The organism is Halomonas ramblicola (assembly GCF_030409215.1).
GTDB classification, from domain to species: Bacteria; Pseudomonadota; Gammaproteobacteria; order Pseudomonadales; family Halomonadaceae; genus Halomonas; species Halomonas ramblicola.
In genome coordinates this window covers 405,002-428,701 of sequence record NZ_JAUFPL010000017.1, presented here as the reverse complement: position 1 = coordinate 428,701, position 23,700 = coordinate 405,002, and the positions used below count along the sequence as shown (strand labels likewise).

The 23,700-nt window shown below is 70.9% G+C and carries 18 protein-coding genes; 8 read left to right on the top strand and 10 right to left on the bottom strand.

Features of this window, described 5'->3' with window-relative positions; all coding sequences use genetic code 11:
• Nucleotides 1-148 precede the first annotated feature (148 nt).
• Together QWY80_RS06360 and QWY80_RS06355 are read left to right on the top strand one after the other, a co-directional pair.
• The gene (locus QWY80_RS06360) at nucleotides 149-2,185 is read left to right on the top strand and encodes a BTAD domain-containing putative transcriptional regulator (protein WP_290229883.1); all 2,037 of its coding nucleotides are present in this window, start codon (nucleotides 149-151) and stop codon (nucleotides 2,183-2,185) included.
• A 130-nt stretch (nucleotides 2,186-2,315) separates the two neighbouring features.
• Complete coding sequence (locus tag QWY80_RS06355) at nucleotides 2,316-3,185, top strand: class I SAM-dependent methyltransferase (protein ID WP_290229882.1); 870 nt, start codon at nucleotides 2,316-2,318, stop codon at nucleotides 3,183-3,185.
• Nucleotides 3,186-3,211: 26 nt separating this feature from the next.
• Here the strand turns inward: QWY80_RS06355 and QWY80_RS06350 are convergent, their stop codons facing one another.
• On the bottom strand, nucleotides 3,212-4,813 hold the full coding sequence (locus tag QWY80_RS06350; RefSeq protein ID WP_290229881.1) for an alpha/beta fold hydrolase: 1,602 nt from the start codon (nucleotides 4,811-4,813) through the stop codon (nucleotides 3,212-3,214).
• A 114-nt stretch (nucleotides 4,814-4,927) separates the two neighbouring features.
• On the opposite strand from QWY80_RS06350, the gene QWY80_RS06345 reads away from it, so the two are divergent.
• Nucleotides 4,928-5,986, top strand: coding sequence for an alpha/beta fold hydrolase (locus QWY80_RS06345; RefSeq protein ID WP_290229880.1), 1,059 nt, complete (start codon nucleotides 4,928-4,930; stop codon nucleotides 5,984-5,986).
• A 124-nt stretch (nucleotides 5,987-6,110) separates the two neighbouring features.
• Complete coding sequence (locus QWY80_RS06340; protein WP_290229879.1) at nucleotides 6,111-6,944, top strand: alpha/beta fold hydrolase; 834 nt, start codon at nucleotides 6,111-6,113, stop codon at nucleotides 6,942-6,944.
• Nucleotides 6,945-7,053: 109 nt separating this feature from the next.
• On the opposite strand, the gene QWY80_RS06335 is transcribed toward QWY80_RS06340, so the two are convergent.
• Nucleotides 7,054-8,151: a class I SAM-dependent methyltransferase gene (locus QWY80_RS06335; protein WP_290229877.1), complete on the bottom strand. Its 1,098-nt coding sequence runs from the start codon at nucleotides 8,149-8,151 to the stop codon at nucleotides 7,054-7,056.
• A gap of 230 nt (nucleotides 8,152-8,381) precedes the next feature.
• On the opposite strand from QWY80_RS06335, the gene QWY80_RS06330 reads away from it, so the two are divergent.
• A complete protein-coding gene (locus QWY80_RS06330) occupies nucleotides 8,382-9,008 on the top strand; it encodes a TetR/AcrR family transcriptional regulator (protein ID WP_290229876.1) in 627 nt (208 codons plus the stop codon).
• Nucleotides 9,009-9,035: 27 nt separating this feature from the next.
• Here the strand turns inward: QWY80_RS06330 and QWY80_RS06325 are convergent, their stop codons facing one another.
• Entirely contained in the window at nucleotides 9,036-9,842 is an 807-nt protein-coding gene (locus QWY80_RS06325; RefSeq protein ID WP_290229874.1) for an oxygen-binding di-iron domain-containing protein, read from the bottom strand.
• A gap of 123 nt (nucleotides 9,843-9,965) precedes the next feature.
• Here QWY80_RS06325 and QWY80_RS06320 point away from each other — a divergent pair, with 123 nt between their 5' ends.
• Nucleotides 9,966-10,553, top strand: a complete 588-nt coding sequence (locus QWY80_RS06320) for a TetR/AcrR family transcriptional regulator (RefSeq protein ID WP_290229872.1) — start codon at nucleotides 9,966-9,968, stop codon at nucleotides 10,551-10,553.
• Nucleotides 10,554-10,615: 62 nt separating this feature from the next.
• Here QWY80_RS06320 and amrS read toward each other — a convergent pair whose 3' ends face one another.
• From amrS to QWY80_RS06285, 7 genes are all read right to left on the bottom strand, one after another.
• Nucleotides 10,616-11,719, bottom strand: coding sequence for an AmmeMemoRadiSam system radical SAM enzyme (gene amrS / locus QWY80_RS06315; RefSeq protein WP_290229871.1), 1,104 nt, complete (start codon nucleotides 11,717-11,719; stop codon nucleotides 10,616-10,618).
• A gap of 138 nt (nucleotides 11,720-11,857) precedes the next feature.
• Nucleotides 11,858-13,255 (bottom strand): FAD-binding oxidoreductase, encoded by a 1,398-nt coding sequence (locus QWY80_RS06310; RefSeq protein WP_290229870.1) that lies wholly within the window; start codon nucleotides 13,253-13,255, stop codon nucleotides 11,858-11,860.
• Between the two features lie 95 nt (nucleotides 13,256-13,350).
• A complete protein-coding gene (locus QWY80_RS06305; RefSeq protein WP_290229869.1) occupies nucleotides 13,351-16,485 on the bottom strand; it encodes an ATP-binding protein in 3,135 nt (1,044 codons plus the stop codon).
• A gap of 185 nt (nucleotides 16,486-16,670) precedes the next feature.
• Nucleotides 16,671-17,990, bottom strand: a complete 1,320-nt coding sequence (locus tag QWY80_RS06300) for an FAD-dependent oxidoreductase (RefSeq protein WP_290229868.1) — start codon at nucleotides 17,988-17,990, stop codon at nucleotides 16,671-16,673.
• A complete protein-coding gene (locus QWY80_RS06295; RefSeq protein ID WP_290229867.1) occupies nucleotides 17,987-18,547 on the bottom strand; it encodes an OsmC family protein in 561 nt (186 codons plus the stop codon). The genes QWY80_RS06300 and QWY80_RS06295 overlap by 4 nt, the downstream gene beginning before the upstream one ends.
• A 108-nt stretch (nucleotides 18,548-18,655) precedes the next feature.
• On the bottom strand, nucleotides 18,656-19,204 hold the full coding sequence (locus QWY80_RS06290) for a DUF4242 domain-containing protein (protein ID WP_290229866.1): 549 nt from the start codon (nucleotides 19,202-19,204) through the stop codon (nucleotides 18,656-18,658).
• Nucleotides 19,201-21,432, bottom strand: coding sequence for an ATP-binding protein (locus QWY80_RS06285; RefSeq protein ID WP_290229865.1), 2,232 nt, complete (start codon nucleotides 21,430-21,432; stop codon nucleotides 19,201-19,203). The genes QWY80_RS06290 and QWY80_RS06285 overlap by 4 nt, the downstream gene beginning before the upstream one ends.
• Before the next feature lie 164 nt (nucleotides 21,433-21,596).
• Between QWY80_RS06285 and QWY80_RS06280 the strand changes: the two genes are divergently transcribed.
• Both QWY80_RS06280 and QWY80_RS06275 read left to right on the top strand, forming a co-directional pair.
• The gene (locus tag QWY80_RS06280) at nucleotides 21,597-23,075 is read left to right on the top strand and encodes a pyridoxal-phosphate dependent enzyme (RefSeq protein WP_290229864.1); all 1,479 of its coding nucleotides are present in this window, start codon (nucleotides 21,597-21,599) and stop codon (nucleotides 23,073-23,075) included.
• A 32-nt stretch (nucleotides 23,076-23,107) separates the two neighbouring features.
• On the top strand, nucleotides 23,108-23,698 hold the full coding sequence (locus tag QWY80_RS06275; RefSeq protein WP_290229862.1) for a carboxymuconolactone decarboxylase family protein: 591 nt from the start codon (nucleotides 23,108-23,110) through the stop codon (nucleotides 23,696-23,698).
• The last annotated feature ends 2 nt before the right edge of the window (nucleotides 23,699-23,700 follow it).

Genomic DNA, 23,700 nt, shown 5'->3' with positions numbered 1-23,700 from the left:
TGTAGGGGGCGAACCGGCCCGGGCCGGCTCATCCCCAGGCATAGCAGGGTGACCGTCCCGGAAGCGTGACGACGGCGTGACGGGAGGAGGGAACGAAGTCGGGCAGCGATCCGCATCCGGGGATAGGCTTGAGTCAGGAGGACTGCTCATGATTCGTCTGCATGTCTCGTTGCTGGGCCCGTTCGCCTGCCATACGCCGGACGGGCAGGCGCTCGCCTTCCCCACCCGCAAGGTCGAGGCCCTGCTGGCCTACCTGGTGGCGAGCCCGTCCCGGCGGGAGACGCGGGACCGGCTCGCTGGCCTGCTGTGGGACGACATGGCGGAGTCACGGGCCCGGGCCAACCTGCGCCAGGTGCTGTCCCGCCTGCGGTATGCGCTGCCGCCGGAGGCGCGCGACGGCCTGGTCATCGGCGCCCGGGAGGTGGGCGTGGAGGCGCAGGCGTTCGAGGTCGACCTGGAGGCATTCGAGCGGCGGGTGGCCGACGGTACCCCGGAGACCCTGGAACGGGCGCTCGCCCAGTACCGTGGACCCTTCCTAGAGGGCATGGTCGACTGCGGCGACGCCTACGAGATGTGGCTGGCGGCCCAGCGCTGCCACCTGGAGGAGCAGCTGCAGCAGCTGATGCGCCGGTTGCTCGACCACTATGTCATCACCGGCGCCATCGACCCGGGGATCCAGCTCGCCCTGCGGCTGCTGGCGGAGGATCCGCTCGACGAGGGGGTGCTGCGCATCCTGATGCGCCTCTACCTCTACCAGGACCGGATCGGGGCGGCGCTCGCGCAGTATCGACGCTTCGGCGAACGGCTCGCCGATGAACTCGGCGCCACTCCCGCCCCGCAGACCGAACGCTTGCGGCAGGAATTGCTGGCGCTGCTGCCGGGCGATGCGACCGACCTGGCGTGGGAGATCGACGACCTGCCCGAGCGCCCCGATGTGATCGAGGCCGCCGCCGCGGCACGCCGGTGGCGCCGCGGTGAGCCCTCCGGGCTGCCGGCGCTGGCCGTGCTGGCCCTCGAGCCGGCCGAGGAGGGGCTGCGTCACCTGGGCGAGGGCCTGGCGGAGGACATCGCCACCGAGCTGGGTCGCTTCCGTGAGCTCGAGGTGATCGCCCCGGCGAGCGCCCTGGCCTATCGCCATAGTGGGGCCAGCCGGGAACGGATCGGTCGCGAACTCGGCGTCGATTATCTCCTCGACGGGCGGCTGCGCGGCTTCGGGAAGGGGCTGCGGCTCACCGCCCGCCTGCTGGCGACCGAGGGTGGGCACCAGGTCTGGGCGGAGCGCTACGACTGCCGGCGCGACGAGCTCTTCGCGGTACAGGACGAGATCGTCTCGCATATCGTCGGCCGCCTGGTCGGGCGGATCGAGGATGACCGCCTGACCCGGACCCGGCGGATCCCGCCCCGGGACTGGCAGGCCTATGACCTCTGGCTGCGCGGTTGGCACGCCCTGCGCCACCCGGACCTGCCGGCGATCCAGGAGGCGCGGCGCTGCTTCCGGGAGGCGCTGGCCCGGGACCCGCAGTTCGCCCGGGCCTACGTCGGGCTGGCCCTGGCGCACCTGGATGAATGGGCCTGCTACGCCTGGCAGCACTGGGCGTTCCTGCAGGACGAGGCCCTGGCGCTCGGCCGCCGGGCGGTCGCCCTGGACGAGCACGACCATCGCGCCCACTGCATGCTGGGCCTGGCCGAGCTCTACGCACGGCGCTACGAGGCCGCCGACCGGGAGCTGACGCTGGCCCTCGTCCTCAATCCCAACGATGCCGACGTGCTCGCCCATGCCGCCTTCGCCCTGGCCTTGATCGGCGACCCCGAGCGCGGGGTGGAGGCGGCGTGCAAGGCGCTACGCCTGGCCCCCTACCGGCCGGAGTGGTACGCCGGCATGGCCGGGATCGCTTTCTTCAGCGCCCGGCGCTATGGCGAGGCCATCGACACCCTGGCCTCGGCGCCCCAGGCCTTCTGCAACACGCCGGCCTTCCTCGCCGCGGCCCATGCCCATCTCGGGCAGCTCGAGCAGGGCCGGCATCACCGTGACACCGTCTATCGCCATTTCCGCTATCAACTGGCCCGCGGGACCTTCCCCGCGCACATCGGCTGTCTGGAATGGCTGGCCGCGCTCGATCCCTACCGGCGCGACGCCGATGCCGAGCACTATCTGGAGGGGTTGCGCCGGGCAGGGTTCGACTAGGGCCGCAGAAAGATGACCCAACTGCTAGAACTGATAGATAGGCGGCGGGGCGTGGAATCGAGATGCCCCGTCGCCGTCCTGCGGTGCCTCGGCGCCGCGACATCCATGGCCCCCATCCTGGAGGTACGCCATGCAGCAGACCACGCAACCCGCCAGCGAATACGTCGAGTTCTGGAACGACACCCTGGCCGAGAAGTTCGATAGCTTCCAGGACATCCTGATGAACGGTCTGAGCTACCACAGCCGGGTGCCGCTCGAGCGTCTCGAGATCGAACCGGGCAGCCGGATCGTCGATGTCGGCTGCGGCTGGGGCGACACCGCCATCGAGCTGGCGCGCCGGACCGGCCCCCGGGGCGAGGTCCTGGGCCTGGACTGTGTCGAGCAGTTCCTGGAGGACGCCTTGCGCCGCGCCGCGGAGGCGGACGTCGACAACGTGCGCTTCATCGCCGCCGACGTCGAGCACTACCCCTTCGAGCCGGAATACGACCTGTGCTTCTCGCGCTTCGGCATGATGTTCTTCGAGCATCCGGTGGTGGCCATGCGCAACGTCCACAAGGCGCTCAAGCCGGGCGGCGAGCTGATGTTCATCGTCTGGCGCGATATCGAGGACAACCCCTGGCTGGGCCTGCCCAGGCAGGTGGTGCTGGACTTCCTGCCCCCGCCCGGCGAGGACGCCCGCACCTGTGGTCCGGGGCCCTTCTCCATGGCCAATCCCGAGGTGGTCACCCAGCAGCTGGAGATCGCCGGCTTCGAGAACATCGCCTTCGAGCGCAACGACGGGCCGGTGGAGGTGGGCGACTCGGTGGAGAACGCCATGCGCTTCCAGCTCGCCCTGGGGCCGGCGGGGGAGGTATTCCGCGAGGCCGGCGAGGAGGCCGAGCGGCAGCGCCCCGAGATCGAGGAGGCGCTGCGCCAGGCCCTGGCGCCCTTCGAGCAGGACGGCAGGATCGTCATGGGCTCGAGCTCCTGGACCATCACCGCGCGCAAGCCGGAAAGCTGAGTTCGCGCCGCCCGAGCTGGCCAGCGCTACTGCGGGGGGTCGACCACCCAGGGCTCCAGGGCGACCTCGTCCTTGCAGCTGTCGTCGACGCGGGCGTGAGGGTCCGCCAGGAAGGCGTCGATCATGGTCGAGCGGCACTCGTTGACCGGGCTGTGGCCGAGGCCCTGGTACTCGACGAACTGCAGGTTGGGCATGCCCGGGCGCACGTGCTCGCTCCAGCGCGTGCCACAGCAGGGGTCCATCTGGCCGTGGATGGCGAGCGCCGGCGTTTCGGTGTCGGGCGGATCGTTGTGTTCGGCGGGCACGTCGCCATCCTCGCCCCACCAGGCACACAGCCAGGGCGGCTCGAAGCCGAGCACCGCGGGTTCGCGCTGCACGGCGGCGGTGGAGTCCGCCGGCGTGGGGCGGTTGCCGCCCATGTCGCCGCACACGTGGGCCAGGAAGTAGCCCAGCGCGTAGTTGGGCGCCGTCGGCTCGGGGTTGTAGTCGTCGATCAGGAAGAAGTCGTGAAGGCGCGAGTAGTCGCCGGCCTCGATATCGGCGAGCAGGCTCGGCAGTTCGGCGTAGGCGACGGGCAGCATCAGGTAGAGGGTGTCGAGGAAGGCGGCGCCGTCGAAATAGAGGCGCTTTTCGCTGCCGTCGCTCTCCTCGACGGTGGCCATGTAGGGGTGGCCATCCAGAGTGCGGCGGGCACGGTCGATGGCCAGCAGCCAGTCGGGCAGTAACTCCCGGCACGCCGGCTCGTCCGCCACGCAGCGCGACAGCACGTCGCTGAAGGTCTGCTTGGCGGTATAGAACTCGTCGACCGGCGGACGGTTGCGCAGGTGGGCGAACCAGGGCCAGCCGAGGATCGCTGCACGAACGCTCTCGGGGTGATACTGGATGAAGGAGAGCACCGTGCCGCTGCCGGTGGAGGAGCCGAAGGCGTCGAGGGTGTCGTAGTCGAGCAGACGGCGGATCTCGTCGACATCGCGCGACACGCTGTACTGGTTGTACTGGGTGACGTCGATGCCCTCGTCGGTGAGCTTGTCGTAGCACGCCGTGACCAGCGGTGCGATGGCGTCCAGCCGTTCCATGGGGTCGAGCGAGGCGGTGATCGCCGGCGTATGGATGATGTTGTGGTAGGGCGAGACGGTGGCATAGTCGGGGCACTCCAGCGCCGGCTCGGCATGGATGAAGCCGCGGTGGTCCATGGTCACCAGGGTGCGTTCGCCGACGTCCTTGAGCAGCTGCTCGAGATAATCGCGGTTGTCGAGCGACGAGTAGCCGGGGCCGCCGGGGAAGAAGAACACCGGCACCTCACCGGCCTCGGCATGCTCGGGCTGGAAGACGGCCACGGGCAGGGCCACGCCGTTGCCGTTGGGTGCGTCCCAGTTCTCCTCGCCATGGAAGGTGTAGCACTCCGCCTCCAGCGCGCTGAGCGTTTCGGTCGCGCACTCCGAGGGCTCGAGACGCGGCAGTTCATCGGCATCCGACGACTGCGCCTGGGCCGACAGCGACAGGGTGGAAAGGGTCAGCAGCAGGGTGCCGGGGAGAAGCCAGGCCCGGGGCACGCCGTTCAGCGAGGGAGAGGGGCGCATGGTGGTCACCAGGGGGTTGTTGGTGGTGGTGTGCCGGTATCGATTCAAGCTAGTGCCGGGCCGTGAGGGCGTCAAACGCTCGCTGAGCGGCGTGCCCCGGCGCAATGATGCGCCTGATTCAGCGACATTACTCTCGTCACCTACCCTGATCGGGGATGCGCCATGCACCAGCGGATCCGATACCTGACGATGCCGGACGGCATCCATCTGGCCTGGGCAGAGGCCGGCTGCGGGCCGATGCTCGCCAAGCCAGCGAACTGGTTGACCCATCTCGAATACGATTGGCAGAGTCCGGTCTGGCGGCACTGGATGCGTTTTTTCGCGCGACATTTTCGCTTCATCCGTTACGATGAACGGGGGAGCGGGATGACGGACTGGCATGTCGGTGACATGTTGTCTCCAGCCTGCTGGCTGGCGGATCTCACCGCGGTCATCGAAGAGGCCAGGGCCCGTGAGCCGGTGATCCTGCTTGGCATCTCGCAGGGAGCGGCTACCGCCATCGACTATGCCGCCAGCCATCCCGAGCGTGTTTCACGGCTGATCCTGTATGGTGGCTATGCCCGTGGTTGGGCGCGGCGCGACAGTCCGGACACGGAACGGTTCTACCACGCGATGCTGGAATTGATGCGCCACGGGTGGAACAGCGACAATCCGGCATTCCGCCAGGTCTTCACCTCTCGATTCATTCCGGGCGCGAGCGATGAACAGCTCGGCTGGTTCAACGACCTCTGTCGTCGGACCACCACTGCCGAAATCGCCGTGAAGTTGCTGGAAGCCCGAGGTGGCCTGGACGTCACCGCGCTGCTTCCGAAGATCCGGGCGCCGACACTCGTGCTCCATGCCCGTGACGACGAGGTGGTGCCGGCCGTTGAGGGCCGGCTGATCGCCTCGGAGATTCCCGACGCCACCTTTGTCGAGCTGGAGTCCCGCAACCACATCCTGCTCGAACACGAGCCCGCGTGGCAGGCCTTCCAGGAGCGGGTGCTCGAGTTCACCGGCTTGAAACACGCCCATGCCGCGGCATTCGCCGACCTGTCGCGACGCGAGCATGAGGTCCTCACGGGAATCACCGATGGACTGACCAACGTCCAGATCGCCGATCGCCTGAACATCAGTGAAAAGACCGTGCGTAATCACATATCCCACCTGTTCAGCAAGCTAGGCGTCCGAAGCCGTGCCCAAGCCATTGTTCTTGTACGTGATCAGGGGCTTGACGTCTGACCGGGACGCTTGTCCCGGACTCGGGCAGTGACGTGGACAATAAGGGACACTTTTCCCATTCCCCATTGCGACTCTGCGAGCCATGATAATACGAGTAAAGGCTGACATTCTGTCGAGGTGTATCATGGCAACGAAGCATGAGGTTTCGGGTGGCGGGAACCTTCGCTTGCACGTACGCGAATGGGGGAATACTGCCGGTATTCCCATACTATTCATCCATGGGTGGTCCGGAAGCCATCTGGCCTGGCGACACCAGTATGAAGGCTCCCTGGCGGACGAGTTTCGGCTGGTGGCCATGGACCTGCGTGGTCATGGAATGTCCGATGTCCCGCTGGAAGCGGATCACTATACCGATGCCCAACTCTGGGCAGATGACATTGCCGCCATCATTGGAGAGTTGCATCTTGATCGCCCAGTGCTGGTCGGCTGGTCGTATGGCGGTTTCGTCATTGGCGACTATCTACGCGCTTATGGAAGCTCGGCCATCTCGGGGGTTAACTATGTGGGAGGCGGGGTGAAGCTCACACAAGCTAGCTTGAATATGCTCTACGGGCCTGGCTTGCTGAGCTATATTGAGGCGGCGACGCAGCCGGATTTGCCGACCAATATCGAGGCAATGCGGCAGTTCGTTCGGGAGTTGGTCGCCCGCCCCATGGCGGAGGTGGATTTCGAGTATGCGCTGGCATATAACATCATCGTTCCTGCCGAGGTTCGGGCCGCTCTGCTGATGCGGGAGATCGATTCTGACGATGTCCTTCAGCACCTGGCAGTACCGGTACTGGTTTCACAGGGCAAGTTGGACCAACATGTTCTGCCTGCCATGGCCGAGCACATCCTGGGGGTTTGTCCAACCGCGAAAGCGTCCTGGTACGAAGCGGTGGCTCACATGCCGTTCCTGGAAGATCCCGAACGCTTCAATACGGAGCTGTCAGCATTCGCGCGCGCTACACGGAGCTGACTGGGCTGATTCACCCCCGCCGCCAGTGCGCCATCGTCCCGGCATGCCCGAGTGCCATTGGGCAAAAGCACCACGGCTCGGGCGGGGCTGCTGCGCCCCACCCGTTGGTTCAGGGTCGGCAGACGTACCAGTAGTTCTGGAAGTCGTGGTCGAGCTCGTGGATCGCGACGTCGGCGAAACCGGCCGTGTGGAAGTAGTCCAGCGCCTTCTCCCGGCCCCACATCGCGCCGAGCCCCTCGCCGCCGCGGGCCAGTGACACCGTCATGCAGTGCATGCAGGAGAGGGTGTAGAGCAGCGGGCCGATGGGGTGGCCGCGGTCGTCGTGGTGGTGCCCCGAGCCCTTGATGTCCTGGGCCAGGTAGACACCATCGTCGGCCAGGGCGCGGCGGATGCCGCGCAGCAGCGCCGGCGGGTCGGCCTGGTCGTGGACGGCGTCGAAGGTGGTGATGAGATCGAAGGCGGCCGGTTCGGCGGTGCGGTCGAAGTCGGTCAGGTCGCGGACCTCGAAGGTCGCATTGGTGTTGCCGAGGGCCTCGGCCTCCCGACGTGCCGCGGCGATGGCCTCTTCGGAGAGGTCGTAGCCGGTGAAGCGGCTCGCGGGGAAGCGGCTCGCCAGGGTGTTGATGGCCCGACCGCGGCCGCAGCCGGCGTCGAGCACGCGGATGCCGCGCTCGAGGCGCTCGGCCAGCCCCGTGACCAGCGGCAGGATGTGCGACTCCAGTGCCGGCACCACCGACTGGCCACTGTCCTCGGCCATGATCTCGTGGAAGCGGCCGTAGCGCTCGTAGGGGACGCCGCCGCCGTCGCGGAAGCAGCGCACGATGTCGTCCTCCACGGTACCCAGCAGCGGGATGTACTGGGCGAACACCGCGATATTGTCGGTCGGCGAGCGCCGACTCAGGCAGGCGGCGTGCTCCGCGGGCAGCTGGTAGGTGCCGGCGGTCGGGTCGTGCTCGATGAGATCGCCCACGGTCATGGCGCCCAGCCATTCGCGTACGTAGCGCTCCTGGAGGCCGGCACGGTCGGCGATCTCGCCGCTGGTGGCCGGGCCCATCTGCGCCAGGGTGTCGAACAGGCCGGTGCGATGGCCGAGCGAGGTCATCAGGCACAGGGCCCCATTGTTGAGGATCTCGACGAGCCGCTCGGCGAAGGCCTCGGCGCGTCGTTCATCGAAAGCGGCAGGGGCCACATCAGCGGGTGCCGTCATGATTCTTCCCCCCCTGTGGGTGAGTGGCAGCCGGGTAGTCCGGCTTCACTACCAGAGTGGGTGTGACCGGGGATCGTGGCTAGTGAACCCGTGGTCGGGTTCTCGAGGCGTCACCGGACTCGACTACAATCAGCCGTATACGCACCGTGCCGCCCCGGTTGTTGCATGGCCCCGCCCGGGGCGGGGCCGACAAACTGGACCTCCGGTACGGTCGCGACGGGGGAATGACCATGGGCAGGGGCGAAGCGACCCGCGAACGGATCCTGGCGATCACGGAAGCGGCGGTACTGGCGAAGGGGTTCGGCGCCACCTCCATCGAGGAGGTGATCGCCGAGGCCGGGCTCACCAAGAGCGGTTTCTTCTACCACTTCCGCGACAAGAACGAGCTGGCGCGGGCGCTGCTTCAGCGCTACATGGAGCGCGAGGACGTCCTGCTCGACGATGTCTTCGCCCGCGGTCGGGAGCTGGCCGGCGATCCGCTGTACGGTTTCCTCGCCGGCCTCAAGCTGCTGGCGGAGACGATGAGTGACCTGCCGGGCGACTATCCCGGCTGCCTCGTGGCGACCTATTGCTACCAGGAGCGCCTCTTCGATCGCGGCGTGCGCGAGCTCAACCGTCGCATCGTCCTGCACTGGCGGGCGCGCTTCAGTGCCATCCTGGCCGAGATCGTCGAACAGTATCCGTCTCGCGAGCCGGTGGACACCCAGGCCCTGGCCGACATGGTGTCGACGGTCATCGAGGGCGGCCTGGTGCTCGGCCGCGCCACCGGGGATCCGCAGATCCTGCCCACCCAGTTGATGCTGCTGCGACGCTACGTCCAGCTGTTGTTCGAGTCGACTGCCGAGACACTGCCTTGAGGGCCGGGCGTTGCCGTGGGTTCGCCCTCAGCCCAGCGCCTCCGCCACGGCCTCGATGGCCTGCGGGTCGGCGCCGGCGCTCGGTCCAGCGCACCAGGCGTCGTGTACCAGGGCGGTGAGCGCCGCGATGCCGCCCTCGGCGACCGGCAGGTGCCCGGAGAGCACCGTCGCCGGCGCCAGGCGCTCGAGGGCACGCAGCGAGCGCCCCAGGGCGATGCGATCGGTGGTGGCCAGCCAGGGGGCGTCGATCGCCGACCAGGTCACCAGGCCGTCGCGCAGGGTGCTCGCCTCGATCGCCGCCACGCTGTCAGCCGGCTCGGGGAGCAGGGCGCCGAAGCTGTCGACGGCGAACAGGGCGCGCGAGCGGGTGTCGAGGAAGCCGAGCGTCTCCGGTGCGTCGTAGTAGGGCGGGCGTAGCGGCACCAGTTCGCGGTCGCCGAGCGCCAGGCGGGCACCGGGCTCCAGCAGGTATACGCGATCGGTGTCGAGGCCGAGCAGGCCCATCTTGCCCATGCCGAGGAAGTTGGTGACCACTCGGGCCCGGGGCGCGCGCGCCAGCAGCCGGCTGAGGTTGCCGATATGGTCGGCATCGGTATGGCTCAGCCAGATCCAGCGCAGGTCGGCGAGGTCGATCTCGGCCTCCAGCGCCGCGGCGAAGGCGTCGCCGAGGGCGGCCAGGCCGGTGTCCACCAGCACGGGTTCAGCGCCCTTGTGGAGGAAGGCGTTCACCGCCAGGCCACCCATGCCCGGCAGGGGCAGGAAGGCGGGCAGCACGCGCCAGTCGCGTCCGGCATTCCGGGTCGGCAGCATCACGGGGTAGGGGTTGATGGTCATCGGGGTCTCCACTCTCTGGTCATGGGACGGTCTTGTTTTGGGTGAACACTAGTGTTCATAAGTTAAGTGATAGGCCCGCCAACGACCCTTGTCAAGAATTGAGTGAACAGTTATGTTTATCCAATGACCAGGACACGCCGTTACACCCAGCGCAAGCGCGCCGCCGCCCGGGAGGAGACCCACGAACGCATCGTCGAGGCGACGATGCAGCTCCACGAGGAGGTCGGCCCCCGCGCCACCACCATCAGCGCCATCGCCCAGCGGGCCGGCGTGCAGCGCCTGACCGTCTACCGTCACTTCCCCGACGAGACGGCGGTCTTCGAGGCCTGCACCGCGCGCTGGCTGGAACTGCACCCGCCGCCGGAGCCCGCCGGCTGGGCTTCCTGCGAGGCGGGCGAAGAGCGCGCCCGTGCCACCCTGCTGGCCTTCTACCGCTACTACCGCGGCACCCAGCGCATGTGGCGTGCCGCCCACCGCGACGAGCCCGAGGTCCCGGCACTGCAGGGGCCCATGGCGGCGTTCCGCGACTACTTGCGTGAAGTCGGCGAGGGGCTGTGCGAGGGTTTCGGGGCGGATCGGGACTCGCGCCTGGCGACTACCCTCCAGCACGGCCTGGCATTCACCACCTGGGCCTCGCTCGAGGCCCAGGGGCTCGACGACGCGGCCATGGCGGATCTCGTGGTGGCCTGGCTGGAGGGGCTCGTCGCCTGAGCGTAGCCGCCATGGACGGCAACGCTGCCGCCCCCGGGAGACGCGCCGTTCGTTGGCCTCCCTCAGCGGTGCGACACCATGTCGGCCAGGCGCACGGGCTGGCGGCGCCGGCCCCACCGGCCGGGCGGGCCGGCGAAGACGCCGGCGCAGGCGCTGCCGCAGGTGCGGCAGTGGCCGTCGTCGGTCAGATGCCAGCGCGAGAGGGTGTACCAGTCGCGCTCGATCAGCAACTCGCCGCAGCCGTGGCAGTAGGTACTGCTGCCGGTGGGGTCGTGGACGTTGCCGGTGAAGGCGTAGCGCACCCCGTTGGCCCGGGCGATCTCGCGTGCCCGGCTCAGGGTGGCAGGCGGGGTGGGTGGGGTGTCGCGCATCTTCCAGTCGGGGTGGAAGGCGGTGAAGTGCAGCGGCACGTCCGGGCCCAACTGGTCCACTACCCAGCGGCTCAGCGCCTCGATCTCCCGGGGCGAGTCGTTGTGATCCGGGATCAGCAGGGTGGTGATCTCGAACCAGACGTCGGTCTCGTGGCGCAGGTAGAGCAGGGTGTCGAGTACCGGGCTCAGGCTGCCGCCGCAGATCTTGCGATAGAAGCCCTCGGTGAAGGCCTTGAGGTCGACGTTGGCGGCGTCCATGTGGGCGAAGAACTCGCGGCGCGGGGCGTCGCAGACATACCCGGCGGTGACCGCCACCGAGCGCACCCCGCGTTCGCGGCAGGCGTCGGCCACGTCCATGGCGTACTCCAGGAAGATCACCGGGTCGTTGTAGGTGTAGGCGACGCTGTGGGCGCCCAGGCCCGCGGCGGCCTCGGCCAGGGTCTCGGGGCTGGCGGCGTCGGCCAGGGTGTCCATCTCCCGGGACTTGCTCATGTCCCAGTTCTGGCAGAACTTGCACGCCAGGTTGCAGCCGGCGGTGCCGAAGGAGAGCACGGCGGTGCCGGGCAGGAAGTGGTTGAGCGGCTTCTTCTCGATGGGGTCGAGGCAGAAGCCGCTGGAGCGCCCGTAGCTGGTGAGCACCACTTGGTCGCCCTGGCGGGCGCGCACGAAGCACAGCCCGCGCTGCCCCTCGCGTAGCTTGCAGGCGCGTGGGCAGACGTCGCACTGCACACGGCCGTCGTCCAGGCGGTGCCAGTGATGGGTGGGATGCACGCTGCGTTCGAGGGTGTTGTCCATGAGACCGTGGTGATGGGTGAGGCGGGAGAGGACCTGTTCCTGAGACTGCCCGCCTCCCGCCTCGTTCCGGGTCCCTGCCGTCAATGTGCCCCGCCGATGGGCAGATCGGGGCAGGGCAGGGAAGGGATTGCGCCGCAATCACGCCGGATCGGCCGGCGGGATGTTGTGGTTGTGGCGGAACAGGTTGTCCGGGTCGTAGCGCGCCTTGATGCGGGCCAGCCGGTCGTAGTTCTCGCCATAGGTCGCCCGTACCCGGTCGTGGCCCTCGTCCATCATGAAGTTCACGTAGGCCCCACCCGCCGAGCTGGGGTGCAGCGCCTCCCAGTAGCGCACCACCCAGTCGCGGATACGGTCGGCGTTGGCCGGGTCGGGATCGATGCCCAGGATGACCGCGTTCCAGGTCGCGTTGCGGTAGTGGAAGGCGGTGGCGTCCCGGCCCACTCGCTGGGCGGCCCCGTCGATGGGGTAGAGGTGCATGGTGGAGAGCGGCGTGGGTACCTCGGCGAAGCGCTCGTGGACGGCGATGGCTTCGTCGGGAATCTCGGCGAAGAAGTCGCCCCGCCAGTAGGAGTGCAGTCCCGGCGGGTAGAGCGGGTCGAAGACCGACTGCAGGGCCGGGAAGGGTACCTCGTGGATGCCGTCGAGCAGCGGTGTGCCGAACTGCCGGGCCGGGGCGAGGGCGGCATCGGCGGCGTCGCGCTCGCCGCTGTAGACCCAGACGATGCCGCAGACGTGTCGGCCGTGCAGGGCCTCCGGGAAGGGTGGGGCCGGCGGTACGGTGCCGACCATGAAGAAGCCATACAGCTCCTCGGGCGCCGAGGGCAGGAAGTCGCGGTACCAGCGCAGCACCTCGGCGGTGTCGGCCACGTCATAGAGGACCGGGCCGGCCATGACGTTGCGTACCGGATGGCAGCGGAACTGGAAGGCGGTGACCACCCCGAAGTTGCCGCCGCCGCCGCGCAGCGCCCAGAAGAGGTCGGGATGCGACTCGGCGCTGGCGGTCACGAAGCTGCCGTCGGCCAGCACCACGTCGGCGGCCAGCAGGTTGTCGATCGACAGGCCGTAGTGGCGGGAGAGGTAGCCGCTGCCGCCCCCCAGGGTGAGACCGCCGATGCCGCTCGTGGAGATGATGCCGAAGGGGGTCGCGAGGCCGAAGGCGTGGGTGGCGTGATCGACATCGCCCAGGGTGCAGCCGGCCTCGGCGGTGACCGTGCGGGCCACCGGGTCGACGCGCACGCCACGCATGGCCGACAGGTCGATCACCAGGCCGTCCTCGCACAGGGCCAGGCCGCTGGCGCTGTGGCCGCCGCCGCGCACGGCCAGGGGGACGCGGTGCTCGTGTGCCGTGCGTACCGCCGTCATCACGTCGGCGACGTCGGCGCAGCGTGCGATGGCACCGGGATGACGGTCGATCATGCCGTTCCATACGCCCCTGGCCGTCTCGTAGCCTTCCTGGCCGGGGCGGCTCAGCTTGCCACGCAGGCCGCCCTGCAGCGTCTCGAGTGCGGACTCTGGAATGTTGTCATTGCGGGTCATGGATGCCTCCTGAGGGTTCGTCCGGAGACTCGAGCATGGACTAGGCGGCGTTCGCTCAGCGTTCGGGAGGCGTTCGCGGGAGGGGGTGGCGTGTTTCAGGCGCGGGTACGCTCGAGCAGGGCGTCGAGGGCGGCCAGTTCGGCGGGGTTGCAGTCGGCGGCTCGCCCGCGCAGGGGGCCGAGCAGGTCGCGGGCTGCTTCGTGGCGCCCCGCGGTGAGGTGGCGGTGGGCCAGGTCGAGGGCGGCCCGCAGCTGCAACGCCAGGGCGCCCTGCTGGGTGGCGATCGCCAGGGCTCGCCGGAGGCGCTCCTCGGCCTCGCCCGACGGGCAGGAGGCGGCGTCGAGGCGCCAGAGTTCCGGAAGCCACCAGTAGTCGCCGTAGGTCTCGGCCCAGTCGCGTGCCTCGCCGAGGACCCGGCCCGCCTCGTCGGGGCGGTCGGTCTCGACCAGCACCTCGGCGAGCAGGGCGAGCCAGAACGGCATGCGCGCCCCGGCGTGTTGCTGGTGCAGTCGCTCGATGCCCTGGCGGATGAGGGCCTCGCCGGCCGCGCCGCCGGTCAGGCGACCGGCCAGGATCCGGCCCCACTCGCCGTAGTAGGCGAAGCCGTAGCGCGTGCAGTGGCGGCGCAGAGTGGCGGCGTGCTCGTCGGTGCGTTCGCGATCGCCGAGCAGGTGGTAGGTGATCGCCGCGTAGCCGTGGGCGATCGCCGCCTCGAAGGGCTGGCCGGAAGCGGCGGCCAGGCGCAGGGCGGAGGTCGCCGTCTCTGCCGCCTTGTCGGCCTGCCCCACCAGCCAGTGCAGGTGCGCCTCGGCGCCACGCACCAGCACCGTGGCGTGGAAACCGAACAGGTGGCGGTCATCGTCTTCCGCCTCCGGCTCGTCACCCTGGAGGCAATCCAGTGCCTCCTGGTGCCGGCCGAGGCCGAACAGCGGTAGCGACAGCGCCTGGCGGCGCCAGCCGGCGCGGGTCTGGGGAGCCGCCAGGCACTGCGCCAGGTCCGCGGCCTCCTGCATCCGCCCCTGAACGAAGCGGTGCCAGCACAGGGCGGCCCGGCCGCGGGCGGTTTCCGTGGTCTCGCCGAGGCGTTCGCCCAATGCGACGCTGCGCTCGATGGTGTCGCCGACCGGCGGGGCCGCATAGCCGCGCAGGGCGGCAAGGGGCGAGACCAGTGCCTCGCAGAGGGCCAGCTCGCGCCGGTCGCGCGTCGCACCGGGCGGCTGCTCGGCCAGCAGCGCGAGCGCCCGGTCGTAATGGCGGATGGCGTCGGCGAGGGCGAACACCGCGGTGGCGGCCTCGGCAGCGAGGGCGTGATAGTGGATCGCCCGCTCGGGCTGGCCCCCGGCCTCGAACTGTTCGGCGACCTGGGCCGCCAGCGTGGAGCCTTCGTCACTCAGGGTGCGTTCCAGGGCGATGGCCAGGCGGCGGTGCAGCAGCCGGCGGTGCGGCGGGGTGAGCCGGCGATAGGCGGCCTCGCGGAGCAGGTCGTGGGCGAAGTCATAGGTGGACGGGGCGTGTTCGCACAGCAGCCGTCGTTGCCACAGCTCGTCGATGGCGCCTCGCAGGCTGGCCTCGTCGAGCTCGCTGGCGGTGGCCAGCAGGTCGAGGGAGAAGTCCCGTCCCAGGGCGGCCGCCAGCCCGATCAACTCTTCCGCGGCGGGACCGAGTCGCGCGAGCCGCTGGTCCAGGATCGCCTCGATACGTGACGGTCGTGTCCCGCCTTCGCGCAGCGATTCGACCACGAACAAGGGGAAGCCGCCGGTGCGTGCCTGCAATCGACGCGCCTCCGAGGCGTCGAGCGGGGCTTCGTGCAGGGTGGCGGCGAGCTCGGCGGTCTGGCGTGCCTCGAGGGGCGCGAGCTCCAGGCGCTGGAGCAGCCCCTGGGCCTGGAGGCGTCGGCAGCAGGCCACCAGCTCGAGGTTGTCGTCGAACTCCTCGCTGCGCAGGGTGGCGACCAGCAGCAGGGGCGCGGCCGGTTCCAGGTGGAGCAGCACCTCGAGCCAGGCCAGGGTCTCACCGTCGCACCATTGCAGGTCGTCGAGCACCAGCAGCGTGGACCGTCCGGCGGCGAGGATCGCACGCGCCAGCCCTTCGAAGAACTGGCGGCGCTGCCAGGCATCGGCGAGGGGTGCCGGGGCCGAGGCCGGGCCGGTGCCCAGCTCGGGGACCAGCCGGCCGACCTCCTGGCGCCAGGTCGGCGCCAGCTGGTCGATGCCCGGTCGCAACGCCGCGCTGCGCAGCCATTCGACCACCGGGGCGAGCGCCAGACGGGCCTGGGAGGAGAAGCAGCGTGCCTGGGCCACCGGCGCGCCACGCTGCTGGATGGGGTGGGCGAGCTCCGCGGCCAGGCGCGACTTGCCCACCCCGGCCTCGCCGGCGATCACGATCAGGCGCGGCCCCTGGGCGACCCGGGCCCAGGCGGACTCGAGCACGTCCAGCTCGGTGTCGCGGCCGATCAGCGGCGGCGCCTGGCGCAGGGCCGGCGCCACGGCCAGACGCGGCTCGACGGGGTGGGAGAGTTCCTCGTAGAGGGCCAGGGTCTCGGCGGAGGGCTCGACGCCCAGGGTGCGTGCCAGGAGGGTGGCGCAGCGCTGACCGGTGCGCAGCGCCATGGCCCGGTCGCCGGCGAGTGCCTGCAGCCGCATCAGGGCCCGATAGCCGGACTCCTCGAGGGGCTCGAGTTCCACTCGGCGCCGGGCAGGCTCCAGCGCCGCCGGCAGCCGGCCCTGTCCGGCCAGGGTGGCGGCCAGGCGGTCGAGCAGGGCGATGCAGCGCTGGCGCAGGCGTTCGCGTTCCTCGAGTACCCAGTCGTCGTAGAGGCCGGGCAACAGGTCGCCGCCATAGGCATCCAGTGCCTGGCGTGCGGCGGTCAGGAAGGCGTCGTCGTCCGTCGCGGCTTCGGCCTCGGCGGCGGTCCGGCGGAAGGCGAGCAGGTCGAGGTGGCAGGGGGCATCCTCGCGCCAGCAGAGGCTGTGGGCCTCCACGGCGAGGCAGCGCCCGGCATCCGGCAGGGCGGCGCGCAGCTGGTGCAGTTCGCGGCGCAGGTTGGTGCGTGCCTGGGCCTCGCTGGAGTCGGGCCAGAAGACAGCGGCCAGATGCTGGCGGCCCTGCGGTGTCCCGGCATGGATCACCAGGTAGGCCAGCAGGGCCTGTAGCCGTGGCGAGCGCAGCGCGTCGATCGGCGTTCCGGCATCCACGACTCGCTGTTCGCCCAGCAGGCGAATGTCCAACATGGTCTGCCTCGTCGCTCGACAACCGGCAATCCCTGCAGGGATGGGGGAAGGCCGCCGCCCTGGCGCGACTCCCCGAGGGCCCGATGGCTCCTCGCCCAGCCAGTATAGTGGCCGGACGCCGCCGTCGTGCTGGGGAAGGCCAGGGACGCGCCGGCCGAACGGACCGGCGCGTAAGAGGGTGAGAGTCAGGCGGTGATCCCGGTGGGCAATCCCCGGGGCATCGGGCCATGGCGGTGGCCCCGGGCCAGCCAGGCGGCCAGGTGGTCGCCGAGCTCGCGGGCGTCGTCGGCGGCGCCGTAGAGACTGCCCGACTTGCGCCGGCGCAGGAACGGCAGGCCCATGACGTAGAGCCCCGGGGCCGCCACCACGCCGCCATGGTGACGCAGGCGGCCCCTGGCATCGAACACCGGCACCCGCAGCCAGGAGAAGTCGGGCCGGAAGCCGGTGGCCCAGAGCACCGTCTGGATCTCGCCGTCGGCCAGGTCGAGGCCCAGGCAGGGCCGCGAGGGCAGCCGCGTGGGTGGCGGGCGCTCGGGGGCGGGCAGGGCGTCGTGCCAGCCGTGGGCCAGCGCCCAGGCGTCGAGGTTGTCGAGCAGCCGGCCCAGCTTGAGGTCCGCCGAGGTGCAGTGCATCGCCAATGAGCCGGCGAACTGCAGCCGGGTGCCGGCCAGGCCCGCCAGGCGTCCCGCCAGGCGCACGCCCTTCGTGCTCAGGGTGTTGAGGTCCAGGTCGCGGGGCGTGGGGCCGCCCACCAGCTGGGGCGAGGGCAGGCGTCGCGCCCGGGCGATGTCCTCCACCTCGTCGAAGCGCTGGTCGAGCAGGCCGGCGGCATCCAGCCACCATTCGATGTCGCGGCCGCGGTAGCGGCGGGGCAGGCGCAGGTGCTCGCCCACCGCCAGGGTCACCGGCCGGCCGCTGCGCCGGAGCTCGTCGGCCAGCTGCACGCCGCTGGCCGAGGCGCCCACCACCAGCACCCCGCCCGGCGGGAGCCGGTCCGGACGGCGATAGGCCAGCGGCGTCAGGCTGGTGATCCAGGGCGGGAGGGCCTCGGCCAGAGCGGGCACCACCGGCACCTGGCAGGCGCCGGTGGCGATCACCACTGCCCGGCAGTGCCACATCCCGCGGTCGGTCTCCACCCGGTAGCCGTCTTCGTCGGCCCGCACCGCCGTCACCCGGGTGCCGGTGTGGATTGGCGAGGCCAGACGCCGGGCGTAGTCGTCCAGGAAGGCGATGAGCTCCGGCATGCCCATGTAGCCGTCGGGGTCCGGGCCCGCGTAGGCCCGCCCGGGCAGCCGGCACTCCCAGTTGGGGGTGAGCAGGTGCAGCGAGTCCCAGCGCTGGTGGCGCCAGGCGTTGGCCACCTCGCCGCGCTCGAGGAGCACATGGTCGATACCGCGCCGCGCCAGATGGTGGCCCATGGCGAGCCCGGCGTACCCCGCGCCGATGACCACGACGGTCACGGCGCGGGCCGGGCGACGCGGCGGGCGCGAGGCCGCGGGGATCATGCCACCTCCACTCGGACCTGGGTGGGATTGGTGAGCAGGTCGTAGACCGCCGAACGCTTCTGGGACTGGGCGACCAGCGCCTCGATCTCCGCGCGGCTGGCGTCGGCGTCGATCTCGTAGACCACGCGGACGTCGTCGAAGCCGTTGCGCACCTCGGGGTCCATGCCCAGGATCCCCTGGATGTCCATGCTGCCCTCTACCCTGGCCCTGACCGAGCGCAGCTGGATGCCGCGGTTCTGGGCCACGGCGGCGATGCCGGCGGTGAGGCAGCCGGCCAGGCCGACCAGCACGTATTCCACCGGGGTGGGGCCGTGATCCTCGGCGGCGAACACCTCGGGGTGGTCCACGTCGAAGGTGACGCCTGACTTGTGGTGCTGGGTCTCGCCGAGGCCGTGGAAGTCCTCCACGGCGATGTGGCTGTGGGTGCCGCTGACCCAGTCGCAGTGGGCGCGCCAGGTGAAGCGGGCGGCCTCGGGGGCCTGGGCCAGGGCCTCGCGGGCGTCGAGAAGGGCGGTGACGTTGACGCCGTTGTCGATGGTGGCAGTGGCGGTGTGCATGGGATCTCTCCTCGCCTCGTTGTCGGGATTCGTCGTGGGTGACCTCAGCGGTCAAGGACGAGACTGGGCCCGCCGCGTGGGACCCAGCGTGGGAGAGGACGTGGTATTTCACGCCGCGGGCGTGGAAGCGGGTGGCAGGATGCGCCGGCAGGCCCAGATACGCGTCACCGGCATGCCGGCCTGGCGCTGGGCCAGGCGCACCGACTCGGCATCCGGTGCCCGGTAGAGGCAGTGCATGCGCCGGCGGTCCGCGGCGAAGAAGGTGCACAGGAAACGCACCCGGTGGTTGTGCAGGCAGGCGGCGCCGGCATCCTCCAGGGCCTGGATCGCCGCCAGGCTGACCGGGGCGGCGAAGCGGCGCTCCACCACCACGTTGGGCTCGGCCGGGGGCGCCTCATGCGGCAGCGGGGCCGTATGGACGCTGCCGGCCCACAGGGTACGGATGTCTGCCCCGGCCTGGCGCAGGCCGAGGCGCGCCGATTCCAGGTCCGGGGACTGGAAGTGGCAGAGCAGGCGCTGGCCGTCCCGGGCCAGCAGGCTCTCCTGCCAGGCGACCCGGTGCCGGTCGAAGCAGTCCTGGGCGGCGAGGGTCAGCGACGTCACCAGCGCCGGTTCGAGGGGGCGGGCGAAGCGTCGCTCCAGGAAGAGATCGATCATCCCGTGTCCTCCGGGGCGGCCGCCAGGGCCCGGTGGCGGCGCCTCGCCCAGCCGGCCACCGGTCCCGGCAGCAGCGCGGCGGCGGCCTCGGCATGGCGGTGCCGGGCGTCCGCGTCGCCGCCGCGGCGTGCGGCCTCGGCCAGCAGCGTCAGGGCCAGCAGCTGTTCGCTATGGCGCTCCAGCACCCGGGCGTGCTCCAGGGCCTCGACGGCGCGGGCGCGGACGGCCTCGATCCGCCCGCGCTCCAGGTCGAGGCGCGCCGCCTGGAGCAGCAGCAGCGCCAGGCGGTGGCGAGCGTCGGCGTGGCGCAGGGTCACCAGGGCGACGTCGAAGGGGCCGGCGTCGTCCTCCAGGGCGTAGTGGCACAGCGCCTCGGCGGCGGCGGCGAAGGGGGCCTCGCTGCCGTCGCGCAGGCGCTCGCCGAGGGCCAGGAGTGCCCGGCAGCGTTCCCGGGCCTGGGGATAGTCGTCGCGCTCCAGGTCGATCAGCAGCAGCGACTCCTGGGCCTGGAACTCCCCCAGCCGGTCGCCGCTGGCCTTGCACAGGGTGCGGGCGTCCTGGAAGTGCCTTTCCGCCTCGTCGAAGCGGTCGGCGTGGAGGCAGAGCAGGCCCTGGGCCAGGGGAAGGGCCGGGTGGCTGAGGTGGCGTTGGTTGGCCAGGTCGCGGGCCTGGGCCAGCATCTCGGCGGCCTGGTCCAGGTCGCGCTCCAGCATGGCCAGGCAGCGGGCCGTCTCGGCCATGGCGATGACCTGCTCGCGGTCGTCGGCGCAGCGGGTCACGCGCTCGGCCTGCAGGGCCTCCTCGTGGGCCCCCGACCACTGGCCGTGGGCCCAGCAGATATGGCTGGCCAACTGGTAGCCGAGCCGGGCATGGGCCAGGGCGCCGTGTTCCAGGGCCTGCTCGGCCAGGGCCACCACCTCGCCGGCGCCGGCCTCCCAGTCCGCCAGGGGCGCCGCGCTGTAGAGGATGTCGTGGAGTTCCAGGGCCAGGCAGACGCCCCGGGTGCCGGCGAGGCGCTCGGCCATGGCCAGGCCGCGCTGGGCGAAGCGCTGGGCCTCGTCGTTGGCGAAGATGCGCAGGCAGAGCCGCCCGGCGGTGATCATCGCCCGGGCGGCCAGCTCGGGGTCGCCGCTGGCCTGGGCGTGGTGGGCCAGATCGGCGGCATGCTCCAGGTCGTAGAGGGGCGCCTCGGCCAGCCACTCGGCGATGCGCCGGTGCATCGCCTGGCGCCGGGTGGGGGAGATGCCGGCGTAGAAGGCATCGACCAGTTCTTGGCGGGGGAAGCGCGGCCCCTCGTCGCCGGTGACCAGCCACTGGCGGCGCTCGGCCGCCTCCAGGGCGGCGCCGATGCGGTTGGTGTCGAGCCCCGAGACCCGACCCAGGGTCGCCGGGTCGAGGCCGGGGGCGAGCAGGGCCGCCCAGCGCAGCACCTCCAGGGTCGCGTCGTCGGGGGGCTCGGTCACGGGACCCAGGGGGGCCGCCGGGGCCTCGGGCTCGCCGCCGGGCGGGGCGGCCCGGGGCGCGCGCCAGGCGCGTAGCAGCTCGCCGCCGGCCGACAGGCCCGCCTCGCGGAGCAGGCGCATGCCCAGCTGCAGCTGCTGCTCGGCCTCCCGGGGACGGTGCAGGGCCAGCAGCAGCCGCACCAGGTGTGCCCGCGCGGCCTCGTCGAAGGGGGCGAGGCGCACCCAGGCGTGGGCATGGGGCAGGGCGCGTTCGGGGGTCGCCAGCAGGCGCTCGACCAGGGCCGCGAGCAGTGCCGTTTGGGCGCGCATGGCCGACTCGCGCTCGGCCAGGCACCAGGCATGGAAGTCGTGGAAGGCGTCGAGCTCCAGGCCTTCCAGGAAGGGGCCGCGATAGCGCTGGGCGGCGGCCTCCAGGTCCCGGGTATCCGCCCGCTGCAGCCCCGCCGCCAGCAACCCGTGCAGGTCGCTGACATCGATATCCATATCGGAGGTATCCAGGGCGACGCCGGCGCGGTCGGCCCGCAGGCGCGTTCGGCCCGGCGTATCCACCAGGCGGCGCAGCTTGGAGAGGCTCCAGCGCAGCGAACCGCGCGGGTCGTCGGGCAGTTCCCAGAGCAGGTCGCAGAGGTGTTCGCGGCTCAGGGCGCGCGGATGCAGGGCGAGATAGGCGAGCAGGGCGCGGGTCTTCCTGGAGGGCGGCAGCACCACGGGCTGGCCGTCCCGAATCACTTCGAGCTCGCCGAGCAGATTGAGGGTCAGCGCCATCTTCGTATGCCCCTGGTGGGGACCCCTTGCAGTATAGCCCGCCGGGTCGGTGGCCCCGGCGTCGATTCTCACGCCCGGGGGGTGAAAAACCACGCTGGTTTCCACGCCCGCTTCCTCGACGTGGCGCCACGCTGCGAACAGGCCCCGAACCGAGGAGACACCTCATGACCCGTTATGCCAGCATCCTGGAGACCATCGGCCGCACCCCGCTGGTGCGCCTCGCCCGGCTCGCGCCGCCGGACGTCAACCTGCACGTGAAGGTGGAGGCCTTCAACCCCATGGGCTCGGTGAAGGACCGCATGGCGCTGGCGGTGATCGAGGCCGCCGAGCGCAGCGGGGCGCTGCGCCCCGGCCAGACGGTGATCGAGGCCACCAGCGGCAATACCGGCATCGGCCTGGCCATGGTGTGCGCCCGCAAGGGCTATCCGCTGGTGGTGACCATGGCCGAGAGCTTCAGCCTGGAGCGGCGCCGGCTGCTGCGCTTCCTGGGCGCGCGGGTGGTGCTGACCCCGGCGTCCGAGAAGGGCAGCGGCATGCTGGCCAAGGCGATCGAGCTGGCTCACGCCCATGGCTACTTCCTGTGTCGCCAGTTCGAGAACGAGGCCAATGCCGAGGTGCACAGCCGCACCACGGCCCGGGAGATCCTCGACGACTTCTGCGGCGTGCCGATTTACGCCTGGGTGACCGGCTTCGGCACCGGCGGGACCCTCAAGGGCGTGGCCCGGGTGCTGAAGGCGGCCGATTCGCACACCCGGGTGGTGGTCGCCGAGCCGGACAATGCCCCCTTGCTGGGCAGCGGCGAGGCCCAGCCGCCGGGGGCGAGCCATCCGCGCTTCCGTCCTCACCTGATGCAGGGCTGGAGTCCCGATTTCATCTCCCCGCTCACCCAGCAGGCGGTGGCCGACGGCCTGGTGGATGAGGTGGTGCCGGTGGCCGGCGAGCAGGCGCTGCGTCTGACCCGCGCTCTGGCGCGCCGGGAGGGCATCTTCGCCGGCATCTCCGGCGGTGCCACCCTGGCCGCGGCCCTGGCGGTGGCGCGTCGCGCGCCTCCCGGCAGCCATATCGTCTGCATGCTGCCCGACACCGGCGAACGCTACCAGACCACGCCGCTGTTCGCGGGCATCGACGACGAGATGAACGCGGAGGAGCTGGCCCTGTCGCGCTCCACGCCGGGCTATCGCTTCGATCGCCCCGCGGCCGTGCCGGTACCGGCGCCGGTGGCCGAGCCAGTGGCGACCCTGGATGCCGAGGCCGAACGCTTCGTCGGCGACGCCCTGGCTCGGGCACGGGTAGTGATGTTTGCCCTGGCCTGGTGCGAGTTCTGCTGGGCGGCACGTAAGCTCTTCGACCGGCTCGGCATCCCCTACCTGAGCGTCGAACTCGATGGGCCGGCCTGCCAGCATGACGACTTGGGGGGGCGGTTGCGCCCGGTGCTGGCCCGGCGAACCGGATCGGTGACCATCCCGCAGGTCTTCATCGGCGGCGAGCCGCTGGGCGGCTGCGGTGAGCTGTTCGCGGCCTGGCGGGACGGCAGCCTGGGCGAGCGGCTCACCGCCTGCGGTGTCGCCTACGACGCCGAGGCCGAGGTGGAACCGGAACGCCTGTTGCCGGCCTGGCTGCATCCCCGTCCCGCCACCGCCTGAGCGGCGGCCCTTCACCATCAGGAGTATCGACCATGAGTTATCTCGAGACCCTCGCCCCCGAGCGCGCCGAGGGAGACGTCGCGGCGATGTACCGGCGCCAGGAGGCCCATTTCGGCTATCTGCCCAACTACGCCCGGGCGTTCGGTCACCGCCCGGAGGTGATGTCGCGCTGGGCGGCCCTGCAGGCGACCATCCGCCGGCATGTCTCGCCGCGGCGCTTCGAGCTGGTGACCCTGGCCGCCGCCCGCGCCCTGGGCAACACCTACTGTGCGCTGGCCCATGCCCGGGCGCTGGCGCAGCTGCTGGGCATGGACGCGACCCTGGCGGTGGTGGCGGACGAGGAGGGTGTCCTAAGCGAGGCGGAGCGGGCGATCATGGCCTTCGCCGCCAAGGTGGCCCGGAGGGCGCCGGAGGTCGGCGCCGAGGATATCGCTACCCTTCGGGGTCACGGCCTCGGCGATGACGAGATCTTCGATATCGTCGCCGTGGTGGCGGCGCGGGCCTTCTTCACCCGCCTCCTCGACGGCCTGGGAGTCGAGGCGGATGCCGCCTTCCGCGAGCTGCCGGATGCACTGACCGGGCCGCTCACCGTGGGGCGGCCCATTGCGATGGACAGTGTCTGACC